The organism is Cobetia sp. 5-11-6-3 (assembly GCF_013374055.1).
Taxonomy (GTDB): Bacteria; Pseudomonadota; Gammaproteobacteria; order Pseudomonadales; family Halomonadaceae; genus Cobetia; species Cobetia marina.
Map to the genome: position 1 here is coordinate 38,987 of NZ_BLWJ01000006.1, position 25,741 is coordinate 64,727.

At 63.4% G+C, this 25,741-nt stretch carries 23 protein-coding genes; 14 read left to right on the forward strand and 9 right to left on the reverse strand.

Annotated elements, in window-relative coordinates:
* Nucleotides 1–20 precede the first annotated feature (20 nt).
* From HXS66_RS11495 to HXS66_RS11520, 6 genes are all read left to right on the forward strand, one after another.
* Nucleotides 21–377 carry a DUF2007 domain-containing protein gene (locus HXS66_RS11495; protein WP_176503591.1) on the forward strand — a complete coding sequence of 119 codons (357 nt, stop codon included), beginning with the start codon at nt 21–23 and terminating at the stop codon, nt 375–377.
* Entirely contained in the window at nt 374–889 is a 516-nt protein-coding gene (locus HXS66_RS11500) for a thioesterase family protein (RefSeq protein ID WP_176503592.1), read from the forward strand. The genes HXS66_RS11495 and HXS66_RS11500 overlap by 4 nt, the downstream gene beginning before the upstream one ends.
* Nucleotides 890–1,032: 143 nt before the next feature.
* Nucleotides 1,033–2,154, forward strand: coding sequence for an alanine dehydrogenase (gene ald / locus HXS66_RS11505; RefSeq protein WP_077377781.1), 1,122 nt, complete (start codon nt 1,033–1,035; stop codon nt 2,152–2,154).
* Nucleotides 2,155–2,371: 217 nt separating this feature from the next.
* Nucleotides 2,372–3,385 carry a tryptophan--tRNA ligase gene (locus HXS66_RS11510; protein ID WP_077377784.1) on the forward strand — a complete coding sequence of 338 codons (1,014 nt, stop codon included), beginning with the start codon at nt 2,372–2,374 and terminating at the stop codon, nt 3,383–3,385.
* Between the two features lie 211 nt (nt 3,386–3,596).
* Nucleotides 3,597–4,841 carry a YeeE/YedE family protein gene (locus tag HXS66_RS11515; RefSeq protein ID WP_176503593.1) on the forward strand — a complete coding sequence of 415 codons (1,245 nt, stop codon included), beginning with the start codon at nt 3,597–3,599 and terminating at the stop codon, nt 4,839–4,841.
* Between the two features lie 311 nt (nt 4,842–5,152).
* A complete protein-coding gene (locus tag HXS66_RS11520) occupies nt 5,153–6,832 on the forward strand; it encodes an NAD-dependent malic enzyme (protein ID WP_176503594.1) in 1,680 nt (559 codons plus the stop codon).
* Between the two features lie 146 nt (nt 6,833–6,978).
* Here HXS66_RS11520 and acnA read toward each other — a convergent pair whose 3' ends face one another.
* Nucleotides 6,979–9,723, reverse strand: a complete 2,745-nt coding sequence (gene acnA / locus HXS66_RS11525; protein WP_077377793.1) for an aconitate hydratase AcnA — start codon at nt 9,721–9,723, stop codon at nt 6,979–6,981.
* A gap of 346 nt (nt 9,724–10,069) precedes the next feature.
* On the opposite strand from acnA, the gene HXS66_RS17570 reads away from it, so the two are divergent.
* From HXS66_RS17570 to trxB, 3 genes are all read left to right on the forward strand, one after another.
* Nucleotides 10,070–10,426: a CPXCG motif-containing cysteine-rich protein gene (locus HXS66_RS17570; RefSeq protein ID WP_176503595.1), complete on the forward strand. Its 357-nt coding sequence runs from the start codon at nt 10,070–10,072 to the stop codon at nt 10,424–10,426.
* 293 nt (nt 10,427–10,719) lie between these two features.
* Nucleotides 10,720–11,322 carry a peroxiredoxin gene (locus HXS66_RS11535; protein ID WP_065392448.1) on the forward strand — a complete coding sequence of 201 codons (603 nt, stop codon included), beginning with the start codon at nt 10,720–10,722 and terminating at the stop codon, nt 11,320–11,322.
* A 347-nt stretch (nt 11,323–11,669) separates the two neighbouring features.
* Entirely contained in the window at nt 11,670–12,626 is a 957-nt protein-coding gene (trxB, locus tag HXS66_RS11540; RefSeq protein WP_176503596.1) for a thioredoxin-disulfide reductase, read from the forward strand.
* Between the two features lie 122 nt (nt 12,627–12,748).
* Here the strand turns inward: trxB and HXS66_RS11545 are convergent, their stop codons facing one another.
* Nucleotides 12,749–13,006, reverse strand: a complete 258-nt coding sequence (locus HXS66_RS11545; RefSeq protein WP_176503597.1) for a SlyX family protein — start codon at nt 13,004–13,006, stop codon at nt 12,749–12,751.
* A gap of 499 nt (nt 13,007–13,505) precedes the next feature.
* Here HXS66_RS11545 and HXS66_RS17545 point away from each other — a divergent pair, with 499 nt between their 5' ends.
* A complete protein-coding gene (locus HXS66_RS17545) occupies nt 13,506–13,970 on the forward strand; it encodes a cold-shock protein (RefSeq protein ID WP_176503598.1) in 465 nt (154 codons plus the stop codon).
* Between the two features lie 102 nt (nt 13,971–14,072).
* Here the strand turns inward: HXS66_RS17545 and HXS66_RS11555 are convergent, their stop codons facing one another.
* The 7 genes from HXS66_RS11555 to map form a co-directional block, all read right to left on the reverse strand.
* Nucleotides 14,073–14,486, reverse strand: coding sequence for a hypothetical protein (locus HXS66_RS11555; RefSeq protein ID WP_077377811.1), 414 nt, complete (start codon nt 14,484–14,486; stop codon nt 14,073–14,075).
* Nucleotides 14,483–15,679, reverse strand: coding sequence for a succinyl-diaminopimelate desuccinylase (dapE, locus tag HXS66_RS11560; RefSeq protein WP_084209577.1), 1,197 nt, complete (start codon nt 15,677–15,679; stop codon nt 14,483–14,485). Before dapE ends, HXS66_RS11555 begins: the two co-directional genes overlap by 4 nt.
* A gap of 156 nt (nt 15,680–15,835) precedes the next feature.
* Nucleotides 15,836–16,861, reverse strand: a complete 1,026-nt coding sequence (gene dapD / locus HXS66_RS11565) for a 2,3,4,5-tetrahydropyridine-2,6-dicarboxylate N-succinyltransferase (protein WP_176503599.1) — start codon at nt 16,859–16,861, stop codon at nt 15,836–15,838.
* A 40-nt stretch (nt 16,862–16,901) separates the two neighbouring features.
* The gene (locus HXS66_RS11570; protein WP_308478319.1) at nt 16,902–17,303 is read right to left on the reverse strand and encodes an arsenate reductase; all 402 of its coding nucleotides are present in this window, start codon (nt 17,301–17,303) and stop codon (nt 16,902–16,904) included.
* A 39-nt stretch (nt 17,304–17,342) separates the two neighbouring features.
* Complete coding sequence (gene dapC / locus HXS66_RS11575) at nt 17,343–18,542, reverse strand: succinyldiaminopimelate transaminase (RefSeq protein ID WP_176503600.1); 1,200 nt, start codon at nt 18,540–18,542, stop codon at nt 17,343–17,345.
* A gap of 163 nt (nt 18,543–18,705) precedes the next feature.
* Entirely contained in the window at nt 18,706–21,417 is a 2,712-nt protein-coding gene (locus HXS66_RS11580) for a [protein-PII] uridylyltransferase (protein ID WP_077377823.1), read from the reverse strand.
* Between the two features lie 5 nt (nt 21,418–21,422).
* Nucleotides 21,423–22,214: a type I methionyl aminopeptidase gene (map, locus tag HXS66_RS11585; protein WP_077378170.1), complete on the reverse strand. Its 792-nt coding sequence runs from the start codon at nt 22,212–22,214 to the stop codon at nt 21,423–21,425.
* Nucleotides 22,215–22,530: 316 nt separating this feature from the next.
* On the opposite strand from map, the gene rpsB reads away from it, so the two are divergent.
* The 4 genes from rpsB to frr all read left to right on the forward strand — a co-directional run bounded on the left by rpsB (nt 22,531) and on the right by frr (nt 25,729).
* Entirely contained in the window at nt 22,531–23,265 is a 735-nt protein-coding gene (gene rpsB / locus HXS66_RS11590; protein ID WP_065392491.1) for a 30S ribosomal protein S2, read from the forward strand.
* A gap of 179 nt (nt 23,266–23,444) precedes the next feature.
* The gene (gene tsf, locus HXS66_RS11595; protein ID WP_065392492.1) at nt 23,445–24,314 is read left to right on the forward strand and encodes a translation elongation factor Ts; all 870 of its coding nucleotides are present in this window, start codon (nt 23,445–23,447) and stop codon (nt 24,312–24,314) included.
* 115 nt (nt 24,315–24,429) lie between these two features.
* Entirely contained in the window at nt 24,430–25,167 is a 738-nt protein-coding gene (gene pyrH, locus HXS66_RS11600; protein WP_240499639.1) for a UMP kinase, read from the forward strand.
* A gap of 4 nt (nt 25,168–25,171) precedes the next feature.
* On the forward strand, nt 25,172–25,729 hold the full coding sequence (gene frr, locus HXS66_RS11605; protein ID WP_077377825.1) for a ribosome recycling factor: 558 nt from the start codon (nt 25,172–25,174) through the stop codon (nt 25,727–25,729).
* The last annotated feature ends 12 nt before the right edge of the window (nt 25,730–25,741 follow it).

Here is a 25,741-nt window from a genome sequence, read left to right on the forward strand (position 1 = left end):
GACTCTGATAGTCTGACGGCATGTATCGACGACTGACATCCCATCACAATCTCGTGCTGCTGGATCACTGGCGCAACCTTCTGGAAAGCGAGGGTATCCCGTGCGAGCTGCGCAACCGTCTGCTGGGTTCGGCAGCCGGGGAGTTGCCCGTCAACGATTGCGAGCCGCAATTGTGGGTTGCCGAGCACAATCTCGCCCGCGCTCGCCAGCTGCTGGCGCATATCGAGGCCGCGCCTGCGCAGCCGGATTGGCAGTGCGCCTGCGGGGAGCGCCTCGAAGGCAGCTTCAGTGAATGCTGGTCCTGCGGTGCCAGTGCGCCCATGCGTGATGATGCAGGGCCCCGCAAGCAGGATGACGACACGGAGTTCGTGGCATGACGGACGTACAGGCATCGGAGACCGTCATCGGCAACACGGCCCCCTTGCGGGAAACCTGTGAAGGGTGGGCGCTGCCGTCTCCCTTCCTGCTGCCGATCGCGGTAAGTGTCGAGGCGCTGGATGGCTATGGCCATGTCAACAATGCCGAATACGTGCGCTGGCTGGAGAGAATCAGCTGGGCGCATTCCGAAGCGTTGGGGCTGGGCCTTGAACACTATCGTGCCCAGGATCGTGGCATGGCGGTGCATCGTCACGAGATCGACTATCTGGCCAGCGCACGGCTTGGCGATTCGCTGATGCTGGCCACCTGGCTGGTGGCGTGCGATGGCCGCCTGAGCCTGACGCGCCGCTTTCAGCTGCGTCGTTGCTCGGATGGTCTGACGCTGTTGGAGGCACGCACGCGCTTCGTCTGCATCGAACTCTCGAGTGGGCGAGCCAGACGCATGCCCGAGGCTTACCGTGAATGCTATTCGGCGGTGCTGGTGAGCGAGGATGCTGCCAGCCAACGATGATTCCCTGCATTCCACTGCATTGCTGTCGTGTTTTGGTGAATCTTGCTGGCATCTGATTGGCGCGACGCTGACGAGTCTGCTGTGCTTGTAGGAGGTGTCGAGATGACATCACCGTATTCCGCCAGCAGTGCAAGGAGCTCGTCATGCAGATCGCCGTGCCGAAGGAAATCAAGAACCACGAATACCGTGTCGCTCTGACGCCCGCCGGGGTGCGAGAGCTGATTGCCCATGGCCATGACGTCATCGTCGAGCGTGGTGCGGGTGAGGGCAGTGGGTTCAGTGACGCCGAGTACCAGGGGGTCGGGGCTCGTCTTGAATCGGATGTCGAGCAGGTCTTTCGTGAGGCCGAGCTGATACTCAAGGTCAAGGAGCCTCAGCCGGCCGAGGTGGCACGTCTCACCAGCGGCCAGACATTGTTCACCTACCTGCATCTGGCCGCCGCCCGTGAGCTGACCGAAAGCCTGCTGGATAGCGGGGTGACCGCGATTGCCTACGAGACCATCACCGACACCGCCGGTGGTCTGCCGCTGCTGGCACCCATGAGTCGCGTTGCCGGGCGCATGGCGATCCAGGCCGGTGCGCATGCGCTGGAGAAGGCGCAAGGCGGGATGGGGGTGCTGTTGCCCGGTGTGCCTGGCGTGCCACCGGCGCGGGTCACGGTGATCGGCGGCGGCGTGGTGGGGGAGAATGCGGCGCGCATGGCGCTGGGGCTGGGCGCCGAGGTGGTGATTCTCGATACGTCATTGAACCGCCTCGAGACGCTGGATCACCGCTATCAGGGACAGATTCGTACGGTCTATTCGACATCCGAGGCGCTGGATGAGGCGGTACGCCATTCGGCATTGATCATCGGGGCCGTGCTCGTGCCCGGTGCCGCGGCTCCCAAGCTGATCCGTCGCGAGCATCTGCGCAACATGATGCCCGGTGCGGTACTGGTGGATGTCGCGATCGATCAGGGCGGATGTTTCGAGACCAGTCGCGCCACGACCCATGCGGAACCGACCTATCTCGTCGATGGTGTCGTGCATTATTGCGTGGCCAACATGCCGGGGGCCGTGGCGCGTACCTCGACCCAGGCACTCACCAGCGCGACGCTGCCTTATGTGGTGAAGCTCGCCAATGGCGGCTATCGCAAGGTATTGCGGGAAGATCGTCACTTCGCGGCAGGCCTCAACGTGCATGCCGGCCAGCTGACGATTGCGGAAGTCGGCGCTGCCTTCGGCATGCCGGTGATCTCGCTGGAAGATGCACTGGCAAAGGGCTGACACCTGCCGGTGGGCACATGGCGTGCATGGGGCGCTGGTCGTCTGTCCGGCCCTTACGAAGGCCATGCCCCTCAGGGTAAGATGAGTGCAATGCAGCGGCAGGACATGGCGGGTTCATCGCATCGTGATGCGCGCCGTCGTGCCCTGTCGTGATTCATTGTGAGCAGGTCCCGCCAAGTGGCACGCTCCCCGACTCAGACGCCCAAGAAGTGCATCCATGACCAAGACCCGCGTTCTTACCGGCATCACGACCACCGGCACCCCTCACCTCGGCAACTATGTCGGCGCCATCAAGCCCGCCATCGAGGCCAGCCAGGACCCGACGGTCCAGTCCTTCTATTTCCTCGCCGATTTCCATGCTCTGATCAAGTGTCAGGACCCGAAGCGCGTGCAGGAATCCCGCCGTGAGATCGCCGCCACCTGGCTGGCGCTGGGGCTGGACACCGACAACGCCATCTTCTATCGCCAGTCGGATGTGCCGGAGATTCCGGAGCTGATGTGGTTGCTCAACTGTGTCTGCGCCAAGGGCCTGATGAACCGTGCGCATGCCTACAAGGGCGCCGTGGCCGAGAACGAGGACGCGGGCATCGAGGACGTGGATCGTGGCATCAGCATGGGGCTGTTCAGCTATCCGGTGCTGATGGCGGCGGACATCCTGATGTTCAATGCCCACAAGGTGCCGGTGGGGCGTGACCAGATCCAGCATATCGAGATGGCGCGTGACATGGCCGGGCGCTTCAACCACCTCTTCAAGGGCAACTACTTCACCATGCCCGAGGCGGTGACCGACGAGAAATCCCAGCTGCTGCTGGGCCTCGATGGCCGCAAGATGTCCAAGAGCTACAACAACACCATTCCGCTGTTCGGCACCGAGAAGCAGCTGCTCAAGAGCGTGCGCAAGATCAAGACCAATTCGCTGGAGCCGGGGGAGCCGAAGGACCCGGATACCTGTTCGCTGTTCCAGATCTATTCCGCCTTCGCCACCGAGGCGGAAGTCGCCGCCATGCGTGAGCAGTACGCCGCCGGCATTGGCTGGGGCGATGCCAAGAATCAGCTGTTCGAATACCTGAACGATCATCTCAAGGCGCCGCGTGAGCGTTACGTCGAGCTGATGGAAGATCCGGCACATGTCGAAGCCATCCTCAAGCGTGGTGCCGAGCGTGCGCGCGATGAGGCCGCGCCGATGATGGAGCGCCTGCGTCGTGCCGTCGGTCTGGGCAACTTCGTGTAATCTCGAGGACACCCTGCACAGCCCGGCATCAGACGCCCGCCATCGCTTTCGATGGCGGGCGTCGTCGTCTGGGAGGTGAGCTGACGGGGGTGACTTATATTCCATGGCGGAATGGATGGCGTGCTGAAAATTCGTTCACAGCTATAAGGCAACGCGTTAGGCTTGCCGCATTGATGAACGCGACATGACGACTTCGTTCAAGGAGCAAGACATGAGTCACGATGCGATACCCGGCAAGGCCAGCCAGTCCGGCCTGCCGACGACCGCCATCAACCCGAAGGCCATTCTGGCCGGAGGCTTGCTGGTGGTGGCTGCCATCCTGCTGGGGCTGGTGTCCGGCTGGCGCCAGGGCTTGCTGCTGCTGGTGGGGGGCGCGCTGGGCGTGGTGCTCTACCACGCGGCCTTCGGTTTCACCTCCGCCTGGCGAGTCTTCATCACCGAGCGCCGAGGACGCGGCCTGCGTGCCCAGATGCTGATGCTGGCGATCGCCGTGGTGCTGTTCTTCCCGGTATTGGCCTCGGGCAGTCTGTGGGGGCAGGAGGTCTCCGGCTTCGTCTCGCCGCTGGGTGTCTCGGTGGTGGTCGGTGCCTTCCTGTTCGGGCTCGGCATGCAGCTGGGCGGCGGCTGCGCCTCGGGCACGCTGTTCACCGTCGGTGGCGGCAATGCGCGCATGGTGATCACCCTGATCTTCTTCTGCGTCGGCTCGGTGATCGGCACCGCGCACTTCAGCTGGTGGCAGAGCCTGCCGTCGCTGCCCGCCGTCTCGCTGGTGGACAGCTTCGGCGCGCTGGGTGGCATCATCGTCAGCCTGGTGCTGTTCGCCATCATCGTGGTGGTGACACGCACGCTGGAGAAGCGCCGTCACGGTGAGCTCGAGAAGGCCGCCGTGACCGACAGTCAGCCGCGTGGTCTGTCACGCTTTCTGCGGGGCCCCTGGCCGCTGCTGGCGGGTGCCGTGGCGCTGGCGCTGCTCAACTTCGTGACGCTGGCGCTGGCCGGTCGCCCGTGGGGCATCACCTCGGCCTTCGCGCTGTGGGGCACCAAGGCCTATACCGCGCTGGGCTTCGATGTCAGTGACTGGGGCTACTGGCAGGCGGCGGGCAATGCCAAGGCGCTGGCCGCACCGCTCTATCAAGACATCACCACGGTGATGAACATCGGTATCGTGGTGGGGGCGCTGGCGGCGGCGCTGCTGGCCGGCAAGTTCGCGCCGAAGTGGAACATTCCGCTGCGCTCGGTGGTGGCTGCCGTGCTGGGTGGTCTGCTGTTGGGCTACGGCGCGCGCCTGGCCTTCGGCTGCAACATCGGTGCCTACTTCGGCGGCATCTCCTCCGGCAGCCTGCATGGCTGGCTGTGGCTGGTGATGGCCTTCGCCGGCAACATGCTGGGCGTGAAGCTGCGCCCGTTCTTCGCGCTTGCGCCGCGCAAGCCGGCATCGCGTGCCGATCTGGCCTGAGCCATTCTCAGTACGTGACCTCGAACGCCTCGCTCCTTCCCCGTCAGGGGGATGTGCGGGGCGTTTCTCGTCATGCAGCACCCTTGTCTGCGCAACGCACGTCGACCCTGCACAGGCTGCCGGAGATAGCACTGCGCGTGCTATCATCATGCCTTGTTCGCACGTGGAAACTGCACGTCGAAAGGTCCCTCGGACGCCCGGTTGCCAGCAGGTCTTCTGCGGTGCTTCAGCGGGCATGCTGCGCGTGTCTGCCGGCATGCCGAGAAGCTTGCCGAGCGTGAGGTCGTCCCCACTGATTCAAGAGTCTCGCCATGACGGATACTTCCAAGCGCGCCCTGTACGTTCCCTATGCCGGCCCGAGCCTGCTCGAGATGCCGCTGCTCAACAAGGGCAGCGCCTTCAGCCTCGAGGAGCGTGTCAGCTTCAATCTGATGGGCCTGCTGCCGCAGAATGTCGAGAGCATCGAAGAGCAGGTCGCGCGCGTCTACAGCCAGTATCAGCAGTGCGCCACCGACCTCGACAAGCACATCCTGTTGCGCTCGGTGCAGGACGACAACGAGACCCTGTTCTTCCGCGTGATCGAGGAGCACCTCGAGGAGATGATGCCCATCATCTACACCCCGACCGTCGGTCAGGCGTGCGAGGAGTTCTCCAACATCTACCGCAACCACCGTGGCCTGTTCATCTCCTACCCGGACCGCGAGCACATGGATGACATCCTGCGCTCCGCGACCAAGGACAACGTCAAGGTCATCGTCGTCACCGATGGCGAGCGTATCCTGGGCCTGGGCGATCAGGGCATCGGCGGCATGGGCATCCCCATCGGCAAGCTGTCGCTGTACACCGCCTGTGGCGGCATCAGCCCGGCCTATACCCTGCCGATCTCGCTGGATCTGGGTACCAACAACCAGAAGCTGCTCGACGACCCGCGCTACATGGGCTGGCGTCACGAGCGCGTCACCGGTGATGACTACAACGCCTTCGTAGCCGAGTTCATCACAGCCGTGAAGCGTCGCTGGCCGAAAGCCATGATCCAGTTCGAGGACTTCGCGCAGGCCAACGCCATGCCGCTGCTCGAGCGTTACCGCGATGAAGTCTGCTGCTTCAACGACGACATCCAGGGCACCGCCTCCGTCGTGGTCGCGACCCTGATGGCGGCCTGCAAGGCCAAGGGCGAGAAGCTCTCCGACCAGCGCGTGACCTTCCTGGGTGCCGGCAGTGCCGGTTGTGGCATCGCCGAGATGATCGTGGTGGCGATGGTCAAGGAAGGCATGGACGAGGCCGAGGCCCGCAAGCGTGTCTTCATGGTCGATCGCTTCGGCCTGCTGACCAGCGACATGGAAGGCCTCTACGACTTCCAGAGCCGTCTGGCTCACGACGTCAAAAGCGTGGCCGACTTCGGTGACCGCGGCCTGCTGGATGTGGTCAAGGCCGCCAGGCCGAGCGTGCTGATCGGTGTATCCGGCCAGCGTGGCCTGTTCAGCGAAGACGTGATCCGTGCCGTGCAGGCCGGTTGCGAGAGCCCGCTGGTGATGCCGCTGTCCAACCCGACCTCACGCGTCGAAGCGACCCCGGCGGAAGTCATCGAGTGGACCGACGGCAAGGCACTGGTCGCCACTGGCAGCCCGTTCGCGCCGGTCGAGCACAACGGCCACATCCACGCGATTGCCCAGTGCAACAATGCCTACATCTTCCCGGGCATCGGTCTGGGTGTGCTGGCATCCAGCGCCTCACGCATCACCGACAACATGCTGATGGCCGCGGCCAACGCGCTGGCCAACAACGCTCCCATCGTCCTGAAGGGCGAGGGCGCGCTGCTGCCGTCGCTGGGCGATATCCAGGACATCAGCCGTCAGATCGCCTTTGATGTAGCACGTCAGGCCCAGGCCGATGGCGTGGCGCTGACCTCCAGCGATGAGATCATCCAGGCCAACATCGAGAAGAACTTCTGGCAGCCGCGTTACCGCGCCTACCGTCGCAAGGCGTTCTGATCGCGCCTGCGCCGTCAGTGAGCGCATGAAGCAGATTGCCTGAAACAGGTTGCCTGAAACAGAGTGTGCAAATGAAGAAGCCCCCGCAGGCCATGCCTGCGGGGGCTTTTGTATTGCAGTCAGCGCTGTGGTCAGCGGCTGGCGGGTTACAGCATGCCGCGCAGCACGTAGTGGAGGATGCCGCCGTGGCGGTAGTACTCCAGCTCGTTGTCGGTATCGATGCGGCACAGCGCCTCGATCTTCTGCTCACCCTTGTCGCTCTTGAAGGTGACCTGGACCTTGCCGCCGGCCGTCAGGTCATTCAGACCGCTGATGCTGATTTCCTCATCACCGGTCAGGCCGAGAGACTGGCGGCTTTCGCCTTCGGGGAACTGCAGCGGCACCACGCCCATGCCGATCAGGTTGGAGCGGTGGATGCGCTCATAGGACTCGGCAATCACCGCACGGACGCCCAGCAGCAGGGTGCCCTTGGCGGCCCAGTCACGTGAGGAGCCGGTGCCGTACTCCTTGCCTGCGACCACCACCAGTGGCGTGCCTTCCTCGGCATACTTCATGGCGGCATCGTAGATGGCCATCTGCTCGCCGGAGGGCACGTGGCGTGTCTCGCCGCCCTCGACGCCATCGAGCATCTCGTTGCGGATACGCACGTTGGCGAAGGTGCCGCGCATCATCACCTCGTGGTTGCCGCGACGCGAGCCATAGGAGTTGAAGTCCTTGACCTCGACGCCGTTCTCCTTGAGGTAGCGACCCGCCGGGCTGTCCGGCTTGATGGCACCGGCCGGTGAGATGTGGTCAGTGGTCACCGAATCGCCGAGCATGGCCAGCACGCGAGCGTTCTCGACGTCCTGCACGGCCTTTGGCTCGCGCTCCATGCCTTCGAAGAACGGCGGATGCTGGATGTAGGTGGAATCCTTCCACTCATACACCTCGGCTTCCGGTACCTCGATGGCCTGCCAGGTCTCGTCGCCGTCGAAGACTTCAGCGTACTCCTTGCGGTACATCTCGGTGCGTACCTGTTCGACGGCCGTGGCGATTTCCGCCTGGGTGGGCCAGATGTCCTTGAGGAAGACATCGTTGCCGTCGTTGTCCTTGCCCAGCGGCTCCTTGGAGAGGTCGGTGCGCACGGTGCCGGCGAGGGCGTAGGCCACCACCAGGGGCGGTGACGCCAGCCAGTTGGTGCGGACGTTGGGATGCACGCGACCCTCGAAGTTGCGGTTGCCCGACAGCACCGAGGCGACCGTCAGGTCACGCTCGTTGATGGCGGCTTCGACAGGGTCCGGCAGCGGGCCGGAGTTGCCGATGCAGGTCGTGCAGCCATAACCGACCAGATTGAAGCCCAGCTCGTTGAGGTCATCCTGAACCCCCGCCGAGGCGAGATAGTCGGTGACGACCTTGGAGCCCGGTGCCAGAGAGGTCTTGACCCATGGCTTGGTGCGCAGGCCTTTCTCGCGCGCCTTGCGGGCCACCAGGCCTGCCGCCAGCATCACGCTGGGGTTGGAGGTGTTGGTGCAGGACGTGATGGCGGCGATGACCACGTCCCCGTGATCGAGACGGAAGGTCTCGCCGTCCAGCTCGCTGTAGTCGGTATCCTTCTCGTAGCTCTGCTCGACATCGACGGCGGTCTGGCCACCCTCGGACAGCCATTTGCCGTCCTCGACCGCGGGAATCTGACCCAGCTGGTCATCGAGGATCTTCTCGAAGGTCTGCTTGATGTCGGTGAGCGCGACGCGATCCTGCGGACGCTTGGGGCCGGCCAGAGAGGCGACGACCTCACCCATGTCCAGCTCCAGGGTGTCGGAGAAGATCGGCTCATGGCCCGGCTCACGCCACAGACCCTGCTCCTTGGCATAGGCTTCGACCAACGCGACCTGTTCATCGGAGCGGCCGGACAGACGCATGTAGTTGAGCGTCTCGTCATCCAGCGGGAAGAAGCCGCAGGTGGCACCATATTCCGGCGCCATGTTGGCGATGGTCGCGCGGTCCGCCAGTGGCAGGTCGTCCAGGCCATCACCGTAGAACTCGACGAACTTGCCGACCACGCCACGGCTTCTCAGCATCTGGGTGACGGTCAGCACCAGGTCCGTCGCGGTGATGCCTTCGTTGAGCTTGCCGGTCAGCTTGAAGCCGACCACTTCCGGAATCAGCATCGAGACCGGCTGGCCGAGCATCGCGGCTTCCGCCTCGATCCCGCCGACACCCCAGCCCAGCACGCCCAGGCCATTGATCATGGTGGTGTGGGAGTCGGTGCCGACCAGGGTGTCAGGGTAGGCGAGCGTCTTGCCATCTTCCTCGCGGGTGAAGACGGCGCGACCCAGGTACTCGAGATTCACCTGGTGACAAATGCCGGTACCCGGCGGGACGACGGAGAAGTTGTCGAAGGCCTGCTGGCCCCAGCGCAGAAACTCGTAGCGCTCGCGGTTGCGCTCCATCTCGATGCGCACGTTGTCCTTGAAGGCGCTCGGGTCGCCGTAGTGATCCACCATCACCGAGTGGTCGATGACCAGATCCACCGGGGTCAGCGGATTGACCTTCTCGGGGTTCGCGCCCAGTGTCTTGACGGCGTCACGCATGGAGGCCAGGTCGACGACGCCGGGCACACCGGTGAAATCCTGCATCAGCACCCGGGCTGGGCGATAGCCGATCTCATGAGTGCTGGAGGCGGTCTTCTGCCAGTCGGCCAGCGCCTTGATGTCGTCCTTGGTGGCAGTGTCACCATCCTCGAAGCGCAGCTGGTTCTCCAGCAACACCTTGAGCGTGAAGGGCAGTCGCGTCAGGTCGCCAAGCGACTCGGCGGCCTTCTTGAGCGAGTAGTAGTGATATTGCCTGTCTCCGACCTGCAGTTCGGAGAGGGTATTGAGCGAATCCAGTGACTGAGAGCGCTGGGAACCCATGATTCTCCTCCTTGTCGTTGTCTTCACCGGCCAGACTGCTGATGTGTCATCCAACAGGTGCGTCAGGTGCCTTGGCCGGCTGCGACGCGTCGCCTGAGAGCGACTGCCAAATCGCGGGATACTGCCTATATAAGGCTATGGTCATCATCTGACCGGAATTCAAGCGCCTGCTTGCTTGAGGATAGTGCGCAGTGAGGAACCCCGCGTCGCGTTCGCTGCCATAGAGACGGATGAGAGACATCGTGAGGGAGGTGAGCATGGCGCTCATGGCTCGTGGACTGTCAGCCGCTGGCAAGGCCTTCGCCGCGATCAATCGCATCTCTCACATGACATGACGGAGGTTGGCATGAGTGATCAAGGGCGTGAGCCGGGTGAGTTGCCGGAAGATGACGAGGTACTGGATGCTGCCGTCGAGCAGTGGCTGGCGGAGCATTCCTCGGGGCAGTCCGATGAGTGGCCGGGACATGAGCTGCTCGAGGACAAGCATGAAGGCGTGACCAGTGAGGCGCTGCATGAGGCGGAAATCAACTGCCCCTACTGTGACACGCCCTTCACGGTGTTCCTGGATCTGGGCGAGGGCAGTCTGACCAACATCATCGACTGCGAGCGCTGCTGTCAGCCGATTCAGGTGCGCCAGCAGGTGGACCCCGCCAGTGGTGAGCTGGACGGCCTGGATATCGGCCAGGACGATGACGTGCTCTGACCTCGGGGGGCGATCTCAGACGCGATCTCAGGTGCCCTGATTCAGCGCATCTGCCCCGAATCGCGCCGCAAGAGCGAGAATCCCGAGCAGTGCACAGGAGATACTGTATTCTGTTTCAGAGGTCACTTATGATTCCGGCGCAGCAGGCATCGTCATCGAGCTTTCATAGGCAAACTCTATGATGGTGATTGCGCCAAACATTTGGCATCTGCCACCTGAGGCGATTAGTCTGTGTGGCGATTCATCACGAAGGCGGCTTTGCGCCTTCCATCATCATTTCTCAGGAGATCACCATGAGCGTATTGGTCGGACGTCAGGCCCCGGATTTCGAAGCCGCAGCTGTGCTGGGCGACGGTACCATCGTCGACAACTACAAGCTGTCTGATTCCAACGGCAAGCTGCGTGTGCTGTTCTTCTGGCCGCTGGACTTCACCTTCGTTTGCCCGTCTGAAATCATCGCCCACGACAACCGTCTGGCGAAGTTCAAGGAACTCGGCGTTGAAGTCATCGGTGTTTCCATCGATTCCCAGTTCACTCACCACGCATGGCGCAAGACCTCTCCGGACGCTGGCGGCATCGGTGAAGTCGGCTTCCCGATCGTGGCTGACGTCAAGCACGAAATCGTGCAGGCCTTCGGTGTCGAGCACCCGGAAGCTGGCGTCGCGCTGCGCGCGTCCTTCCTGATCGACGAAGATGGTGTCGTTCAGCACCAGGTCGTCAACAACCTGCCGCTGGGCCGCAACGTCGACGAGATGGTCCGCATGGTCAAGGCCCTGCAGTTCCACCAGACCAACGGCGAAGTCTGCCCGGCAGGCTGGGAAGAAGGTCAGGAAGGCATGAAGGACACCGCTGAAGGTGTCGCCAAGTACCTGGCAGGTCACTCCAGCAGCCTGTAAGTCGCTGCCTGGTCGCGATCAGCCGCGTCATCGCTGACTGATCGAGCGTCCGCCTTTCGACACCCTCCCATGAGTGGCTCGACTGGCAGGCGAACCGGAAGCCGTCGCCCCTGGCGGCGGCTTCCGTGTATCTGAGGCTAGCGTCATAAGCTTCTGCGATGCCGGTCTGAGCGCAGTGCTGAAAGCTCGGCGCGTCTGCGCTAATCTGCGCAGTCCCTGTTCACCATCCACTCCGTGTCCTGAGCCATGCCGATCGCAGGCGCTGTCTGCATCGCTCAGTACATAGATCATCAGTCGTCACCCGGCGTCTGGTGAATTTTCCGCCTTCATCTGTCTTGAGGTCATCCATGAGCAATGTCCGTCACGAACGTCTGATCATCCTCGGTTCCGGCCCGGCGGGTTACACCGCTGCCGTCTATGCCGCGCGTGCCAACCTCAAGCCGCTGCTGATCACCGGCATGCAGATGGGTGGCCAGCTGACCACCACCACCGATGTCGACAACTGGCCGGGCGATGATGCCGGCGTGCAGGGACCGGAGTTGATGGAGCGCATGCGCCGTCACGCCGAGCGCTTCGAGACCGAAGTCCTGTTCGATCACATCAACGAAGTGACTCTCGGCGAGCGTCCGTTCCTGCTCAAGGGTGACAACGGCAGCTACAGCTGTGATGCGCTGATCATCGCCACCGGTGCCAGTGCACAGTATCTGGGCCTGCCGAGCGAGCAGCAGTTCATGGGCCAGGGCGTCTCGGCCTGCGCGACCTGTGACGGCTTCTTCTATCGCAATCAGGAAGTCGTGGTGGTCGGGGGCGGCAACACCGCGGTCGAGGAAGCGCTGTACCTGTCCAACATCGCCTCCAAGGTCACCCTGGTGCACCGTCGCGACAGCCTGCGCGCCGAGAAGATTCTGCAGGACAAGCTGTTCGACAAGGTCGAGAACGGCAACATGGCGGTGGAATGGCACCACACGCTGGATGAGGTGCTGGGTGACAACTCCGGCGTCACCGGCGTGCGTCTGCGTCATGTCGAGAGTGGTGCCACCAAGGAGTTGAACTCGATGGGGGTGTTCATCGCCATCGGCCATCGTCCGAATACCAGCCTGTTCGAAGGCCAGCTGGAGATGCAGGGCGGCTATCTCAAGGTCCAGTCCGGCCTGGAAGGCAATGCCACCCAGACCAGCATCCCCGGTGTCTATGCCTGTGGTGACGTGATGGATCACGTCTATCGCCAGGCGATCACTTCTGCCGGTACTGGCTGCATGGCGGCGCTGGACGCCGAGCGCTATCTGGATGGTCTGACTGCCTGAGTGGCCTGACCCTCCGCGCTCGCGTCTCCTGACAAGCCGTCAGGGAGGCACGCACAAGAACGGCCCCGTGGCATGCGCTGCGGGGCCGTTCTGCGTTTTGATCACAGGCGTCAGTGCTCGCTTCAGTAGTGAGGAGGAAGCTCGTCGGCAGGCGACAGTGAGTCGGTCTGTGTCCGTTCACTGTCAGATTCGCGCAATTGGCGCAGCTGCGCGCTCATCAGCGCGGTGAGGCGCTCGAGCGTCTCTATCTGGCGTTGCTGGGCAATCACGGTGCGATCCAGCGTCTCCAGCCAGTCATCCTGGTGGGCCAGGCGGCTTTCGAGCGCCTCCAGGCGTGCTTCCAGCCGAGCATCGCCGGGAAGATCGGTCGGGGTCGACATGCGCTATGAACTCCTGAAGAGAGGTGTCAGTCCCGGTGGGTGAGTCAGTGGCGTGAGGATATCACCAGCCACAAGCGGACCGACAAGGGTTGAGGGGAGGCACGTGGTGGCATCAGACGCATTCTGGTGAGGCGTGTTAGACTGATATCGGTGTGTTCTGCTTTCTTTTCGCGCAGTGCACCTGTTGACGGCAGCTGTCAGTTTCGCCTCTGGCACTGACATGGCTGCCGGTTCCATCGACTGATGTGGGGAGACTCGCATCACGAGCCACGACGTGGCCAGGCTGACACCGAGTGTCAGTGACAGCCACGGGCATCGCCGTGAGGCGTTGCGTTCAGGCAGAGGTCCGACGACTGACGGTCGCATCGCGTGTCGTCATCCTCCCGGATTCTGCCCTTGCTGCGGCGTCTGGCAGAACATTCTGATATGGATCATCTGAAGTACCCCCTTCTGCCTTGTCGCGTTCCACCTTAATCCATTGCTTAGAGAGTTTATCTTGATGAGTTCCAAATCGTTCTTCCGTTGTTTCATCATCAGTCTGTTGCTGGCATTGCCGGCACCGTTGCTGATTGCCGTCTTCATCACCCTGACCGGCGGCGAGCTGGCCGACACGCTGTCCACTGCACTCAGTATCGAGGGCTTTGAACTGGCCTACGCCGCTGCTGCCGTCGCCGTCTTCATTCTGCTGCTGGTCGCCACCCTGGCCATTCCGGTGCTGACACCGCGTTCCGCGGCGCTGGCCGAAGTCGAGGACGACGATCGTGAGATCGGCGAGGTCAAGTGGTTCAACGTCAACAAGGGCTATGGCTTCGTGACCCGCGAGAGCGGTGAAGATGTCTTCGTGCACTTCCGTGCCATCCGTGGCAAGGGCCATCGCACGCTGGCCGAAGGTCAGAAGGTGCGTTACCACGTCATCAGCAATGAGCGTGGCCTGCAGGCGGATGACGTGACGGTCATCACCTGATCGCTGACTCGCTCAGTGAAAGACGACAACGCCCCCGCAGGCTAGCCTGCGGGGGCGTTGTCGTTCATGGCCTGCACATTGGGGTGACGAGCGTCGCGTCACTCAGCCCTGGTCTGGCCAGGTGAAGGCCTCTTCGCTGCCATCGGCCATGACGCGGAAGAAGCGGTCCGGCTCATCGCCTGGCTGCCAGCTGCCCAGCGAGCAGCGCGCCTCGACCTGCAGCCCTCGGGCGGCGGCGCGAGCACAGTCGACATCACGTGCCCAGGGAGTGCTGGCGCTGTCGAACCACAGGCTGGCGAACCCGTCAGCGACTTTCTCCACGACCAGTACCGCGATCTCGGCGCCGTCACGCGTGAGGCGGGTCCGGTGCTGCAGCTTGCCGGCCGGCTGGAAGACGACGACCTGCCCGAACTGCTCGCCCAGCCAGGCACCGAGCGCTTCCAGGCTCAAGGGCTTGAGGTAGATCTCGATGTCCGGGTATTGCTCATCGGCGTCAGTGTGCGGGGTCTCGCTCATGCCGTGGTCTCTCGGGTCGCGGGGACAAACAGGTATTCCAGGATGTGTTCATAGGCGCTGGAGAGCTGATCCAGATCGCTGGCCATGACGCGTTCATCGATCTTGTGGATGGTCGCGTTGACCGGCCCCAGTTCTACCACCTGGGTGCCGAGCGTGGCGATGAAGCGCCCGTCCGAGGTGCCGCCGGAGGTGGACAGTACCGGCTTGCGGCCCAGCGCGCGTTCCACGCCGTGCACGGCGGCATCGACCAGCGCGCCTTCCGGTGTCAGGAAGGGCTCGCCGCTCAGGTTCCACTCGATCTCGACGTCCAGCCCGTGCTTCTCGAGGATCTCGTAGGTGCGACGCTTGAGGTCATCGGCGGTCAGCTCGGTGGAATAGCGGAAGTTGAACACCACTTCCAGCTCGCCGGGGATGACGTTGGTCGCGCCGGTACCGCCACGGATGTTGGAAATCTGGAAGCTGGTCGCCGGGAAGAAGTCGTTGCCGTCGTCCCAGTGTTCAGCGGCCATGGCGGCCAGTGCCGGGGCGGCCTCGTGGATCGGGTTGCGTGCCAGGTGCGGATAGGCCACGTGGCCCTGCACGCCCTTCACGTGCATGACGGCACCCAGCGAGCCGCGACGGCCATTCTTGATCACGTCACCGGCATAGTCGGTGGAGGACGGCTCGCCGACAATGCAGTAATCCAGGCGTTCGTGGTGCTCGCGCAGATACTCGACCACCGCGCGGGTACCGTGAACCGCCGGGCCTTCCTCATCGGAGGTGATCAGGAAGGCGATGCGGCCTTCGTGGTCCGGGTTGGCGGTCACGAAGCGCTCGGTGGCGGTCAGCATCGCGGCCAGCGAGCCCTTCATGTCGGCGGCACCACGGCCACACAGGAAGCCGGCGTCATCGATGCACGGTGAGAACGGCGGATACTGCCAGTTGGCTTCCGGGCCGGTGGGCACGACATCGGTGTGGCCGGCGAAGGCCAGTACCGGACCATGATGACCGCGTACTGCCCAGAAATTCTCGACATCACCGAAGGGCAGGCGGGTGATCGTGAAGCCAAGTGCCTCGAGACGGTCGATCATCAGGGCCTGGCAGTCCAGATCATCCGGTGTGACGGAAGGGCGCTCGATCAGGTCGAAGGCCAGTTCCAGCGTCGGCGAGAGATTGCTGGGGCGTGACGGAAGCGGTGCGTGTGAATCAGTCATCATGGGCCATCGCTGCAGGCGTTGCCGCGAGGAGCGGCAACGCGAAATTCGGGGGAGACGAAATGTCTTCGTGCCGGCTCGAGCATCGCTGCCCGAGCCGGAAGATGCCGCGGCTACCTGCTGGCTCACTTGCCTGACAGGCAGCCGTCGCGCGCCTCAGTTGTGGGCGTGCAGGGCATCATTGAGCGCGATGGCGCTCTTGTTGGTGAGGCATTCCACGCGACCGGTGATGGAGTTACGACGCAGCAGCAGGTCATCCTGGTTCGCCAGCTCACGTGCCGCGACGGTCTCGACTTCTTTGCCTTCATTGTCGAAGACCATGACCTTGGTGCCGGCGGTGATGTAGAGGCCAGCTTCCACGGTGCAGCGATCGCCCAGCGGGATGCCGATGCCGGCATTGGCGCCGATCAGGCAGCCTTCGCCGACCTTGATGATGATGTTGCCGCCACCGGACAGGGTGCCCATGGTGGAGCAGCCACCGCCCAGGTCGGAGCCCTTGCCGGCGAAGACGCCCGCAGCGATACGGCCTTCGACCATGCCCGGGCCTTCGGTGCCGGCATTGAAGTTGCAGAAGCCTTCGTGCATCACGGTGGTGCCTTCGCCCAGGTAGGCACCCAGACGCACACGTGAGGTATCGGCGACACGGATGCCGGTCGGCACCACGTAGTCGGTCATCTTCGGGAACTTGTCGACGCAGTCCACGGACAGCGTGCGACCTTCCAGGCGGGCCTTGAGACGACGCGCCGGCAGCTCCTCGATGTCGATGGCGCCTTCGCTGGTCCAGGCGACATTCTTGAGCAGACCGAACATGCCGGTCAGGTCGATGCCATGCGGACGCACCATGCGGTGGGACAGCAGGTGCAGCTTGAGGTAGACCTCCGGCACGCTCTGCGGCGCGGCATCTTCCTCGAGGAACATGGCGACCAGCGGGCGCTGGGAGCTGGCCAGGCTTTCGGCCAGTTCGGCCTGGGCGCTGTCGCCGGCGTCGCGCAGGGCGCTGGCCAGGGCGGCACAGTGCTCCGGCAGGAAGCTGGTGGCAGTGGTGCCGGCCGGTGCGTCCAGTGCCTTGCGAGCGGCGTCAGCAACGGCAGCGGTCGGCTTGAACAGCGGGGCAGGATAGTAGACTTCCAGCCAGTCGCCGGTGGTGTTCTGGGTGCCGATTCCGAGGGCAAGGCTCAACATCGTGTCAATCTCCGGGGTGTCCAGTGGTGTAAGAGGTAACTCAGTCCTGCGGTTCGTAGACCGCCTTGTCATAGCCGATCACCAGATCCACCTCGTCCTCGGCCGGATGGCGTTCGAGGATGGGGCGCTTGATCAGGGTCGGGTGCTCCAGCATAAGTGCGCGTGCCGAGTTGGCATCGAGGCTGTCACGTTGTTCATCGCTCAGGTTGCGCCAGCTGGTGCTGCGCTTGTTGAGCAGGCTGCTCCAGGCGGTCTGCTCCAGCCAGGATTCCAGCAGGCTGGCGGAGAGGCCATCCTCACGCAGGTCATGCCAGCGATAGGGCTCGCCCCGGCCATCGAGGGCGCGGCGCGCCTTGCGGCAGGTATCGCAGGTCTTGATGCCGTAGAGCACGTGCATGGCGGTCTCCTTGAGCCAATCCGCCTCGCCGGGCGGGGTTGTCATCCAGTGTTGGGCTGCTGTCAGCCCGTGCAGGCCTGGCGCTCAGCGCAGGCGTTCGACGAAGCGACGCAGGCGCCGGGCGGCTTCGACGGTCTGTTCCAGTTCGGCCACCAGCGCCAGACGAATGCGCCCGGCGCCCGGATTCACGCCGTCCACCTCACGCGCCATGTAGCTTGCCGGCAGCACGCCGACGGCCTCTTCACGCAGCAGCTCGCGGGTGAAGGCGGCGTCATCCCCGCCCGGCACGGCCGGGTAGAGATAGAAGCTGGCTTCCGGGGTCGGGAAGTCCATCACCGGCGCGAGGATCTCGGTCACGGCGGCAAACTTCTCGCGGTAGGCGTCGCGATTGGCCAGCACGTGGGCTTCATCATTCCAGGCGGCGATGGAGGCGTGCTGGTGGTGCAGCGGCATCGCGCAGCCGTGATAGGTGCGGTAGTGACGGAAGCGACGGATCACCTCGCCATCGCCGGCCACGAAGCCGGAGCGCAGGCCCGGCAGGTTGGAGCGCTTGGACAGCGAGTGGAAGACCACGCAGCGCGCGTAGTCATCACGACCCATGGCGGCACAGGCTTGCAGCAGGCCCGGCGGCGGTGTGGCTTCGTCGAGGTAAAGCTCCGAATAGCACTCGTCGGAGGCGATCAGGAAGTCGTGCTCGTCAGCGAGGCGAATCAGCTGCTGGAAGTCGGCCAGCGGCGTCACCGCGCCGGTGGGGTTGCCCGGCGAGCAGACGAAGACGATCTGGGTGTCACGCCATACCTCGGCCGGCACCGCGGCGTAGTCGGGGCGGAAGCCGTTCTCGGCGGGGCAGGGCAGGTAGGTGACCTCGCCGCCGGCCAGCAGCGTCGCGCCTTCGTAGATCTGATAGAAGGGGTTCGGCACCAGTACGCGCGCCGGACGCGTGCTGTCCAGCGAGGCCTGGATGAAGGCGAACAGTGCCTCGCGGGTGCCGGTGACCGGCAGGACCTGCTGGTCGATATCCGGGGTGGCGTTGAGCGAGAAGCGCTTCTCCAGCCAGCTGGCGATCGCGGAGCGCAATTCCGGCAGGCCGCCGGTGGCGGGATACTTGGCCACGCCCATGATGTGCTCGCGCAGGGTGTCGAGCACGAACTCGGGCGGCGCGTGACGCGGCTCGCCGATGGTCAGCGCAATCGGGTCCAGAGCGGGGTTGGGGACGACGCCCCCGCGCAGCTTGGCCAGGGTTTCAAACGGGTAGGGCTTGAGCTGGTCGAGATCCGGGTTCATGCACGTTCCATGGGTGATGGCCGTTGCCGGCCGAGCAGGAAGGAAGGCGTCCGCGAGTCCGCCGGACTGCCATGCAGGTCGACTCGCGATTATAGGGAAGGCGGCCGGTCCCCTCAATCGCGGGGTGCCGGCGGCCTCTCGCTGTTCATGCCTGCGTGACGCGTCAGCCGCGCTCGCCGACCTGGAGCACTTCGGTCAGGGCATCACGCAGGCGCGTCTGGCGCTCTGGGTCGGTGATCGGCTCACCGGCGCGGTCAGTGATGAAGAAGATATCCTCGACGCGCTCGCCCAGGGTGACGATCTTGGCGGCATCGATGGCGATCTCGTGCTCCATGAACACGCGGCCGATGCGCGCCAGCAGACCCGGGCGGTCAGAGGCGATCACTTCCAGCACGCTGCGGCCATTGGTGTAGTCCTGGCTGAGCGTGATGCGTGGCGCGATGCGGAAATGCTTGAGCTGACGCGGTGTGTGACGGTTGACGATCACCGAGTAGTCATCCGGGTCATCCAGCTCTTCGACCAGATGGGTGCGGATGTCGGCGAGACGTGCGGCGTCGCGGATCGGCTCACCGTCATCGTCGAGCAGGATGAAGGTATTGAGCGTCCAGTTGTGGCTCGAGGTGGCGATGCGTGCATCGTGGATCGAGAGCCCCAGCTGCTCCAGTGCCGCCGCCGTGGCGGCAAACAGGTTGTCCACCGAGCGGGTATGGATGAAGACCTTGGTGCCGCCTTCGGTCATCTCTTCGGTGGGTGCACTGGTCAGCACCAGCGGCAGAGGTTCGCCATGCTCGTCCAGCTGGGGGGACGCCTGACGTGCCAGGATGCCCTGGGTGTGCCAGGCCACCTCGCTGGGCGCGTAGCGTACGAAGTAGTCGTCACCGAGGCTGGCCCACAGCGCTTCGGCGTCGCTGCGTGAGGTGCCCATGCCGGCCAGCAGTGACAGGGCTTCCTCGCGGGTCTCGGCGATCCATTCGTGGCGTTCCGGCGGATGCTCCAGGCCCCGTCGCAGCGCCCGGCGCGTCTCCATGTGCAGCTGACGCAGCAGCGCCGCTCGCCAGCCATTCCACAGCGAGGGGTTGGTGGCATTGATGTCGGCCACCGTCAGCACGTAGAGGTAGTCGAGATGCGTCTCGTCGCCGACGATCTCGGCGAAGCGCGTGATGATCTCGGGGTCGGCGATGTCCTGCTTCTGCGCGGTCATCGACATCAGCAGATGGTGACGCACCAGCCAGCTCAGGGTGCGAGTGTCGCGCTGACTGAGATCGTGACGGCGGGCGAAGTCCTCGATTTCCAGTGCGCCGATCTCGGAGTGATCGCCGCCGCGTCCCTTGCCGATGTCATGATAGAGCCCCGCGATCCACAGCAATTCCAGCTTGGGCAGTTCACGGATCAAGGCGGCGGCGACGGGGAATTCCTCTTCCGCGTCAGGGGCGCGGAATTCCTGGGCGACCTTGAGCAGGCGCAGGGTGTGGGCATCGACGGTGTAGACGTGGAACAGGTCATGCTGCATCAGGCCGACGGCACGACCGAAGGCCGGCAGGTACTTGCCGAGGATGCCGTAGCGCGCCATGCGCTTGAGGACGCGTGGCACGTTGCCGCCGGAGCGCATCAGCTCCATGAACAGGCTCTGGTGACGGACGTCGTCACGGAAGGCGTCATCGATCTGGTGACGATGATCACGCAGTGCGCGGATGGTGTCGGCGCGCACGCCCTCGATCTCGGGGTGCTGGGCCATGAGCAGGAACAGCTCCAGCAGCGCGGCGGGGCGACGGCGGAACACGCCTTCCTCGCGCAGGCTGATGTAGCCGCTGCGAATCTCGAAGCGCGGATTGAGCGGCACGATGTTGACCGGCTCGTCATGGCGCAGGATGGCCTCATCGAAGTGCTGCAGCAGCATGTCGTTGAGACCCGCCAAGGCGGTGACGTGACGATAGTAGCGCTTCATGAACTGCTCGACCGCCAGGTGCTCGGGCGTGTCCTGGAAGCCGAACAGCTCGGCGATGGTGCGCTGGTGGTCGAACAGCAGCCGGTCCTCGGCGCGTCCGGCCAGCATGTGCAGCGCGAAGCGCACCTGCCACAGGAAGGCCTGGCCCTGGCTGAGGATGCGCAGCTCGGCGTCATTCATGAAGCCCAGCTCGACGAGGTTGTCGTAGCGCTCGACCCCGAAGTGACGCTTGGCGACCCAGCCGATCATCTGGATATCGCGCAGGCCACCGGGGGATGATTTGATGTTGGGCTCGAGGTGATATTCGGTATTGGCGAACTTGTGGTGGCGAGCGATCTGCTCCTGCCACTTGGCCTCGAAGAAGGCCTCGGCCGGCCACAGACGGTCGGTACCCAGGCGCTCGCGCATGGCCTCGCGCAGCCGCTGCGGGCCGGCGATGACACGGGATTCCAGCAGGTTGGTGATCACGGTGACGTCGGCACGGGCCTCACGTTCGCAGTCACTCAGCGAGCGCACCGACTGGCCGATCTCGAGCCCGATGTCCCACAGGAAGGTGATGAAGGCGGACAGCGCCTCACGGTAGGGCATGTCATCGTCCTGCTCCAGCAACAGCAGCAGGTCGATGTCGGAGTGCGGGTGCAGCTCACCACGGCCATAGCCGCCCACGGCGAGCAGGGCGATGCCATCATCCGGCCAGGCCTGGCGTTGCCAGGCGATGGCCAGCAGGCGATCGATGGCGCGGGCACGGCCATGGATGAGGTCGCGGATGTCGGCACCCGCCTTGAAGCGGGCCTCGAGACGCTCCTGTACCTGTGCCAGAGCCCGCTTGAACAGCGGGATGGGCGTCTTCGTCGTGGCCAGCTCGCCGTCGAAGGTGACGGCATCGTAGAGCGCTTCACGCTCGACGAAGTGGTAGTGGTGCAGAAGCATCGTGATCAACCCTCGAGGAAGGAGAGGTCCTCTTCCGTGCGACGTGTCAGCACCTCGACGCCGGTGGCGGTGACCAGCAGGGTGTGCTCCCACTGCGCGGACAGGCTCTTGTCCTTGGTCACGGCTGTCCAGTCGTCCTTGAGTACCTTCACCTTGTAGCCTCCGACATTGACCATCGGCTCGATGGTCAGGCACATGCCTTCCAGAAGCTCGGCGTCGGCACGGGCTTCGTAGCCGTCATAGTGCAGCACCTGCGGGTCCTCATGGAAGCCGGCGCCGATACCGTGGCCGCAGAAGTCACGCACGACACTGTAACCTGCCGCTTCGGCATGCTTCTGGATGGCGCGACCGATCTCGGAAAGACGCACGCCCGGGCGTACCAGCTCGATGCCCTTGTAGAGACATTCCTGGGTGATGCGGCACAGGCGCTCCGCCTGGATGGTCGGTTCCCCGACGATGTACATCTTCGAGGTGTCGCCGTGATAGCCGTCCTTGATCACGGTGATGTCGATGTTGAGGATGTCACCCTTCTTGAGCTTCTTGTTGTCATCGGGAATGCCGTGACAGACCACGTGATTGATCGAGGTGCAGATCGATTTCGGGAAGCCGTGGTAGTTGAGCGGTGCCGGAATGCAGCCCTGAACCTCGGTGATGTGATGGTGAGCGATGCGATTGAGCTCGCCCGTGGTGACACCGGGACGGACGTGCTCGTCGAGCAGCTCCAGCACTTCAGCCGCCAGACGGCCGGCGACGCGCATCTTGTCGATTTCTTCAGCTGTCTTGATGGGAATGTTCATGAGGACTCGAGGCAGGAGATAAGAGGGATGAAACGCCGCCAGGCCGCGCGTGGCGGGGGAATGGCGCGACGCATCGCGTGCCGTGTCGGGCAGTCGCGACTTCATATCGTGGTCGAGCTATGGTATAAAGCCGCGCGCTTTCCTGCAAATTCTCCTCGATCGGCCACCTCCGGGCATCTGGCCGAGGCGACATTGAAAGGACTGACGTACATAACCCCAATCCACACACGTTCCGTCACATGGTCCCGGGTGCCGCGCAAGCGGTCGGATCCATGGGGGACGTGGAGGCCCAACCCGATATCCAGGAGATATTCACATGGCGCAAGTCAACATGCGCGATCTGCTCAAGGCAGGCGCACACTTCGGTCACCAGACCAAGTACTGGAACCCGAAGATGTCCAAGTTCATCTTCGGCGCTCGCAACAAGATCCACATCATCAACCTCGAGCACACCCTGCCGGCGCTGAACGAAGCCGTGTCAGTGGTCGAGAAGATGGCTGCCAATGGCAACAAGATCATGTTCGTGGGCACCAAGCGCGCTGCCGGCAAGATCATCAAGGAAGAAGCTCGCAAGGCTGGCCAGCCGTACGTCAACCATCGCTGGTTGGGCGGCATGCTGACCAACTTCAAGACCATCCGTCAGTCCATCAAGCGCCTGCGCGAAATCGAGCAGATGCATGAAGACGGTACCTTCGCGAAGCTGACCAAGAAAGAAGTCCTGATGGCCACTCGTGAGCAGGACAAGCTCGAGCGTTCCATCGGCGGTATCAAGGAAATGGGCGGCCTGCCGGACGCCATGTTCGTGATCGACGTTGACCACGAGCGCATCGCGATCAACGAAGCCAACAAGCTGGGCATCCCGGTCATCGGCGTCGTCGATACCAACTCCAACCCGGACGGCGTGGACTACGTCATCCCGGGTAACGATGACTCCATCCGTGCCATCCAGATCTATGTCCAGGCAATTGCAGGCGCCTGTGGCAAGAACAAGGAAGAAGAGCTGGCCGGTGAGTTCGTCGAAACTGCGGCTGAAGAAGACGCAGCAGAGTGATCCTGGCGGCTTGATCTGACTGTCACACACGCTGCGCTACACTAAGTGCGGCATGGCCTAGCCAAGCGGCAGTCAGGTCAGGCAATGAGGGGGCCACGGCCCCCTCATTTGCGACCGCTCAAGCGGTCGTGACCGAATTCCCGTATTCAAAGACGTCGACACGACAGAGGTTTCATCCCATGGCAGCTATCAGCGCATCTATGGTCAAGGAACTGCGTGAGCGTACTGCGCTCGGCATGATGGAATGCAAGAAGGCTCTTACCGAAGCCGGTGGCGACATCGAGCTCGCGATCGAGAACCTGCGCAAGAACTCCGGCCTGAAGGCCGCCAAGAAAGCTGGCCGTGTGGCCGCTGAAGGCGCCATCGTCATCAAGGTCGCCGACGATGCCAGCTATGGCGTGATGGTCGAAGTCAACTCCGAGACCGACTTCGTCGCTCGCGATGACAACTTCCAGGCCTTCACCAAGCTGATCGCCGACCGCGTGTTCGAGACCAAGAACACCGATATCGCTTCCCTGATGGAAGGCGAGCTGGAAGACACTCGTGGTCAGCTGGTTCAGAAGATCGGTGAGAACATCTCCGTGCGTCGCGCCGAGCTGGTCGAAGCGCCGGCCGGTGGTGTCGTCGGTGGTTACGTCCACGGCGGTCGCATCGCGGCTCTGACCCTGCTGCAGGGCGGCACCGCTGACGCGGCCAAGGACGTCTCCATGCACGTCGCAGCCGTGAACCCGGTCTGTGCACGTCCGGCAGACATGCCGCAGGAACAGATGGACGCCGAGAAGGCCATCATCCTTGCTCAGCCGGACATGGCTGGCAAGCCGGCGGAAATCGCCGAGAAGATGTCCCAGGGCCGTCTGAAGAAGTACCTGGCTGAAAACAGCCTGACCGAACAGCCGTTCGTCAAGGACCCGAACCAGACCGTCGCCGAGTTCGTCAAGGCTGCCGGCGGTGAAGTGGTATCCTTCGTGCGCATGGAAGTCGGTGAAGGTATCGAGAAGGAAGAAGTGGACTTCGCAGCTGAAGTCCGTGAGCAGGCCAGCCGCGCGTAAGGGCTGACTGTTTTCGCTTCTCACGATGGCGTGCGCTTAGTCGCACGCCATCGTGTATCTGGCCCCCGCCTTCGGGCCGCCCCGTCCCCGTATGTCAGTATCAGGAGAAATTCGCATGGCCACCATTTCCGCTGAACGCAATGCCAAGTACAAGCGCATACTGCTCAAGCTTTCCGGTGAGGCCCTGATGGGCGATGGCGAGTTCGGCATCGACCCCAAGGTGCTGGATCGCATGGCGCTGGAAATCGGTCAGCTGGTGGGCATCGGTGTCCAGGTCGGCATCGTGATCGGCGGCGGTAACCTGTTCCGTGGCGCGGCCCTGCAGGAAGCCGGCATGGAACGCGTGACCGGCGACCACATGGGCATGCTGGCCACCGTCATGAACGGTCTGGCGCTGCGTGATGCACTGGAGCGTTCCAACATCCGCTCTCGCGTCATGTCTGCCATCCCGATGAGTGGCGTGGTAGAACATTACGACCGCCGTACCGCGATCCGTTATCTGACCTCGGGTGACGTCGTCATCTTCTCCGCCGGCACCGGCAACCCGTTCTTCACCACGGATTCCGCCGCCTGTCTGCGTGGCATCGAGATCGATGCCGATGCCGTCATCAAGGCGACCAAGGTGGATGGTGTCTACGACAAGGACCCGGTCAAGTTCCCGGATGCCGTGAAGTACGAGAGCCTCAGTTATGACGACGCGCTGGAGCAGAAGCTCGGCGTGATGGATTTGACCGCCATCTGCCTGGTGCGTGACCATGACATGCCGGTACGGGTGTTCAACATGAACAAGGTAGGCGCGCTGCTCAACCTGGTGGTGGGTGGCAAGGAAGGCACGCTGATTGATAGAGGGTAAGATTGTGATCAACGATATCAAGAAAGACGTCGAAGCACGCATGAAGAAGACCATCGAGTCCCTCGGTGCCGCCTTCAGCAAGATTCGTACCGGTCGTGCGCATCCGAGCATTCTCGATGCCGTGACGGTCGACTACTACGGTAGCCAGGTGCCGCTGAATCAGGTGGCCAACATCACCACCGAAGATGCGCGCACCCTGACTGTCGTGCCGTGGGAAAAGCCCATGGTGCCGAAGGTCGAGAAGGCCATCATGACTTCTGACCTGGGTCTCAACCCGTCCACCGCCGGTGACGTGATTCGCGTGCCGATGCCGATGCTGACGGAAGAGACGCGTCGTGGTTACACCAAGCAGGCGCGTGCAGAAGCGGAAAACGCCCGCGTGGCGCTTCGCAATGTGCGTCGTGACGCCAATGGCGACATCAAGAGCCTGCTCAAGGACAAGGACATCTCCGAAGACGATGCACGTCGCGGAGAAGACGAGATCCAGAAGCTGACCGACAAGTATGTGGCGGAAGTCGACAGTGCTCTGGAGCACAAGGAAACTGACCTGATGCAGGTCTGATCGGGTCTGCCG

Coding starts and splice junctions, on each gene's coding strand:
- HXS66_RS11510 (WP_077377784.1), top strand. CDS start 2,372: ATGACCAAGACCCGCGTTCTTACCGGCATCACGACCACCGGCACCCCT.
- HXS66_RS11545 (WP_176503597.1), bottom strand. CDS start 13,006: ATGTCGACCCCGACCGATCTTCCCGGCGATGCTCGGCTGGAAGCACGC.
- HXS66_RS17570 (WP_176503595.1), top strand. CDS start 10,070: ATGAGTGATCAAGGGCGTGAGCCGGGTGAGTTGCCGGAAGATGACGAG.
- acnA (WP_077377793.1), bottom strand. CDS start 9,723: ATGGGTTCCCAGCGCTCTCAGTCACTGGATTCGCTCAATACCCTCTCC.
- dapE (WP_084209577.1), bottom strand. CDS start 15,679: ATGACTGATTCACACGCACCGCTTCCGTCACGCCCCAGCAATCTCTCG.
- map (WP_077378170.1), bottom strand. CDS start 22,214: ATGAACATTCCCATCAAGACAGCTGAAGAAATCGACAAGATGCGCGTC.
- HXS66_RS11500 (WP_176503592.1), top strand. CDS start 374: ATGACGGACGTACAGGCATCGGAGACCGTCATCGGCAACACGGCCCCC.
- HXS66_RS11515 (WP_176503593.1), top strand. CDS start 3,597: ATGAGTCACGATGCGATACCCGGCAAGGCCAGCCAGTCCGGCCTGCCG.
- HXS66_RS17545 (WP_176503598.1), top strand. CDS start 13,506: ATGAGTTCCAAATCGTTCTTCCGTTGTTTCATCATCAGTCTGTTGCTG.
- HXS66_RS11555 (WP_077377811.1), bottom strand. CDS start 14,486: ATGAGCGAGACCCCGCACACTGACGCCGATGAGCAATACCCGGACATC.
- HXS66_RS11580 (WP_077377823.1), bottom strand. CDS start 21,417: ATGCTTCTGCACCACTACCACTTCGTCGAGCGTGAAGCGCTCTACGAT.
- tsf (WP_065392492.1), top strand. CDS start 23,445: ATGGCAGCTATCAGCGCATCTATGGTCAAGGAACTGCGTGAGCGTACT.
- trxB (WP_176503596.1), top strand. CDS start 11,670: ATGAGCAATGTCCGTCACGAACGTCTGATCATCCTCGGTTCCGGCCCG.
- ald (WP_077377781.1), top strand. CDS start 1,033: ATGCAGATCGCCGTGCCGAAGGAAATCAAGAACCACGAATACCGTGTC.
- dapD (WP_176503599.1), bottom strand. CDS start 16,861: ATGTTGAGCCTTGCCCTCGGAATCGGCACCCAGAACACCACCGGCGAC.
- rpsB (WP_065392491.1), top strand. CDS start 22,531: ATGGCGCAAGTCAACATGCGCGATCTGCTCAAGGCAGGCGCACACTTC.
- HXS66_RS11520 (WP_176503594.1), top strand. CDS start 5,153: ATGACGGATACTTCCAAGCGCGCCCTGTACGTTCCCTATGCCGGCCCG.
- HXS66_RS11570 (WP_308478319.1), bottom strand. CDS start 17,303: ATGACAACCCCGCCCGGCGAGGCGGATTGGCTCAAGGAGACCGCCATG.
- pyrH (WP_240499639.1), top strand. CDS start 24,430: ATGGCCACCATTTCCGCTGAACGCAATGCCAAGTACAAGCGCATACTG.
- HXS66_RS11495 (WP_176503591.1), top strand. CDS start 21: ATGTATCGACGACTGACATCCCATCACAATCTCGTGCTGCTGGATCAC.
- dapC (WP_176503600.1), bottom strand. CDS start 18,542: ATGAACCCGGATCTCGACCAGCTCAAGCCCTACCCGTTTGAAACCCTG.
- HXS66_RS11535 (WP_065392448.1), top strand. CDS start 10,720: ATGAGCGTATTGGTCGGACGTCAGGCCCCGGATTTCGAAGCCGCAGCT.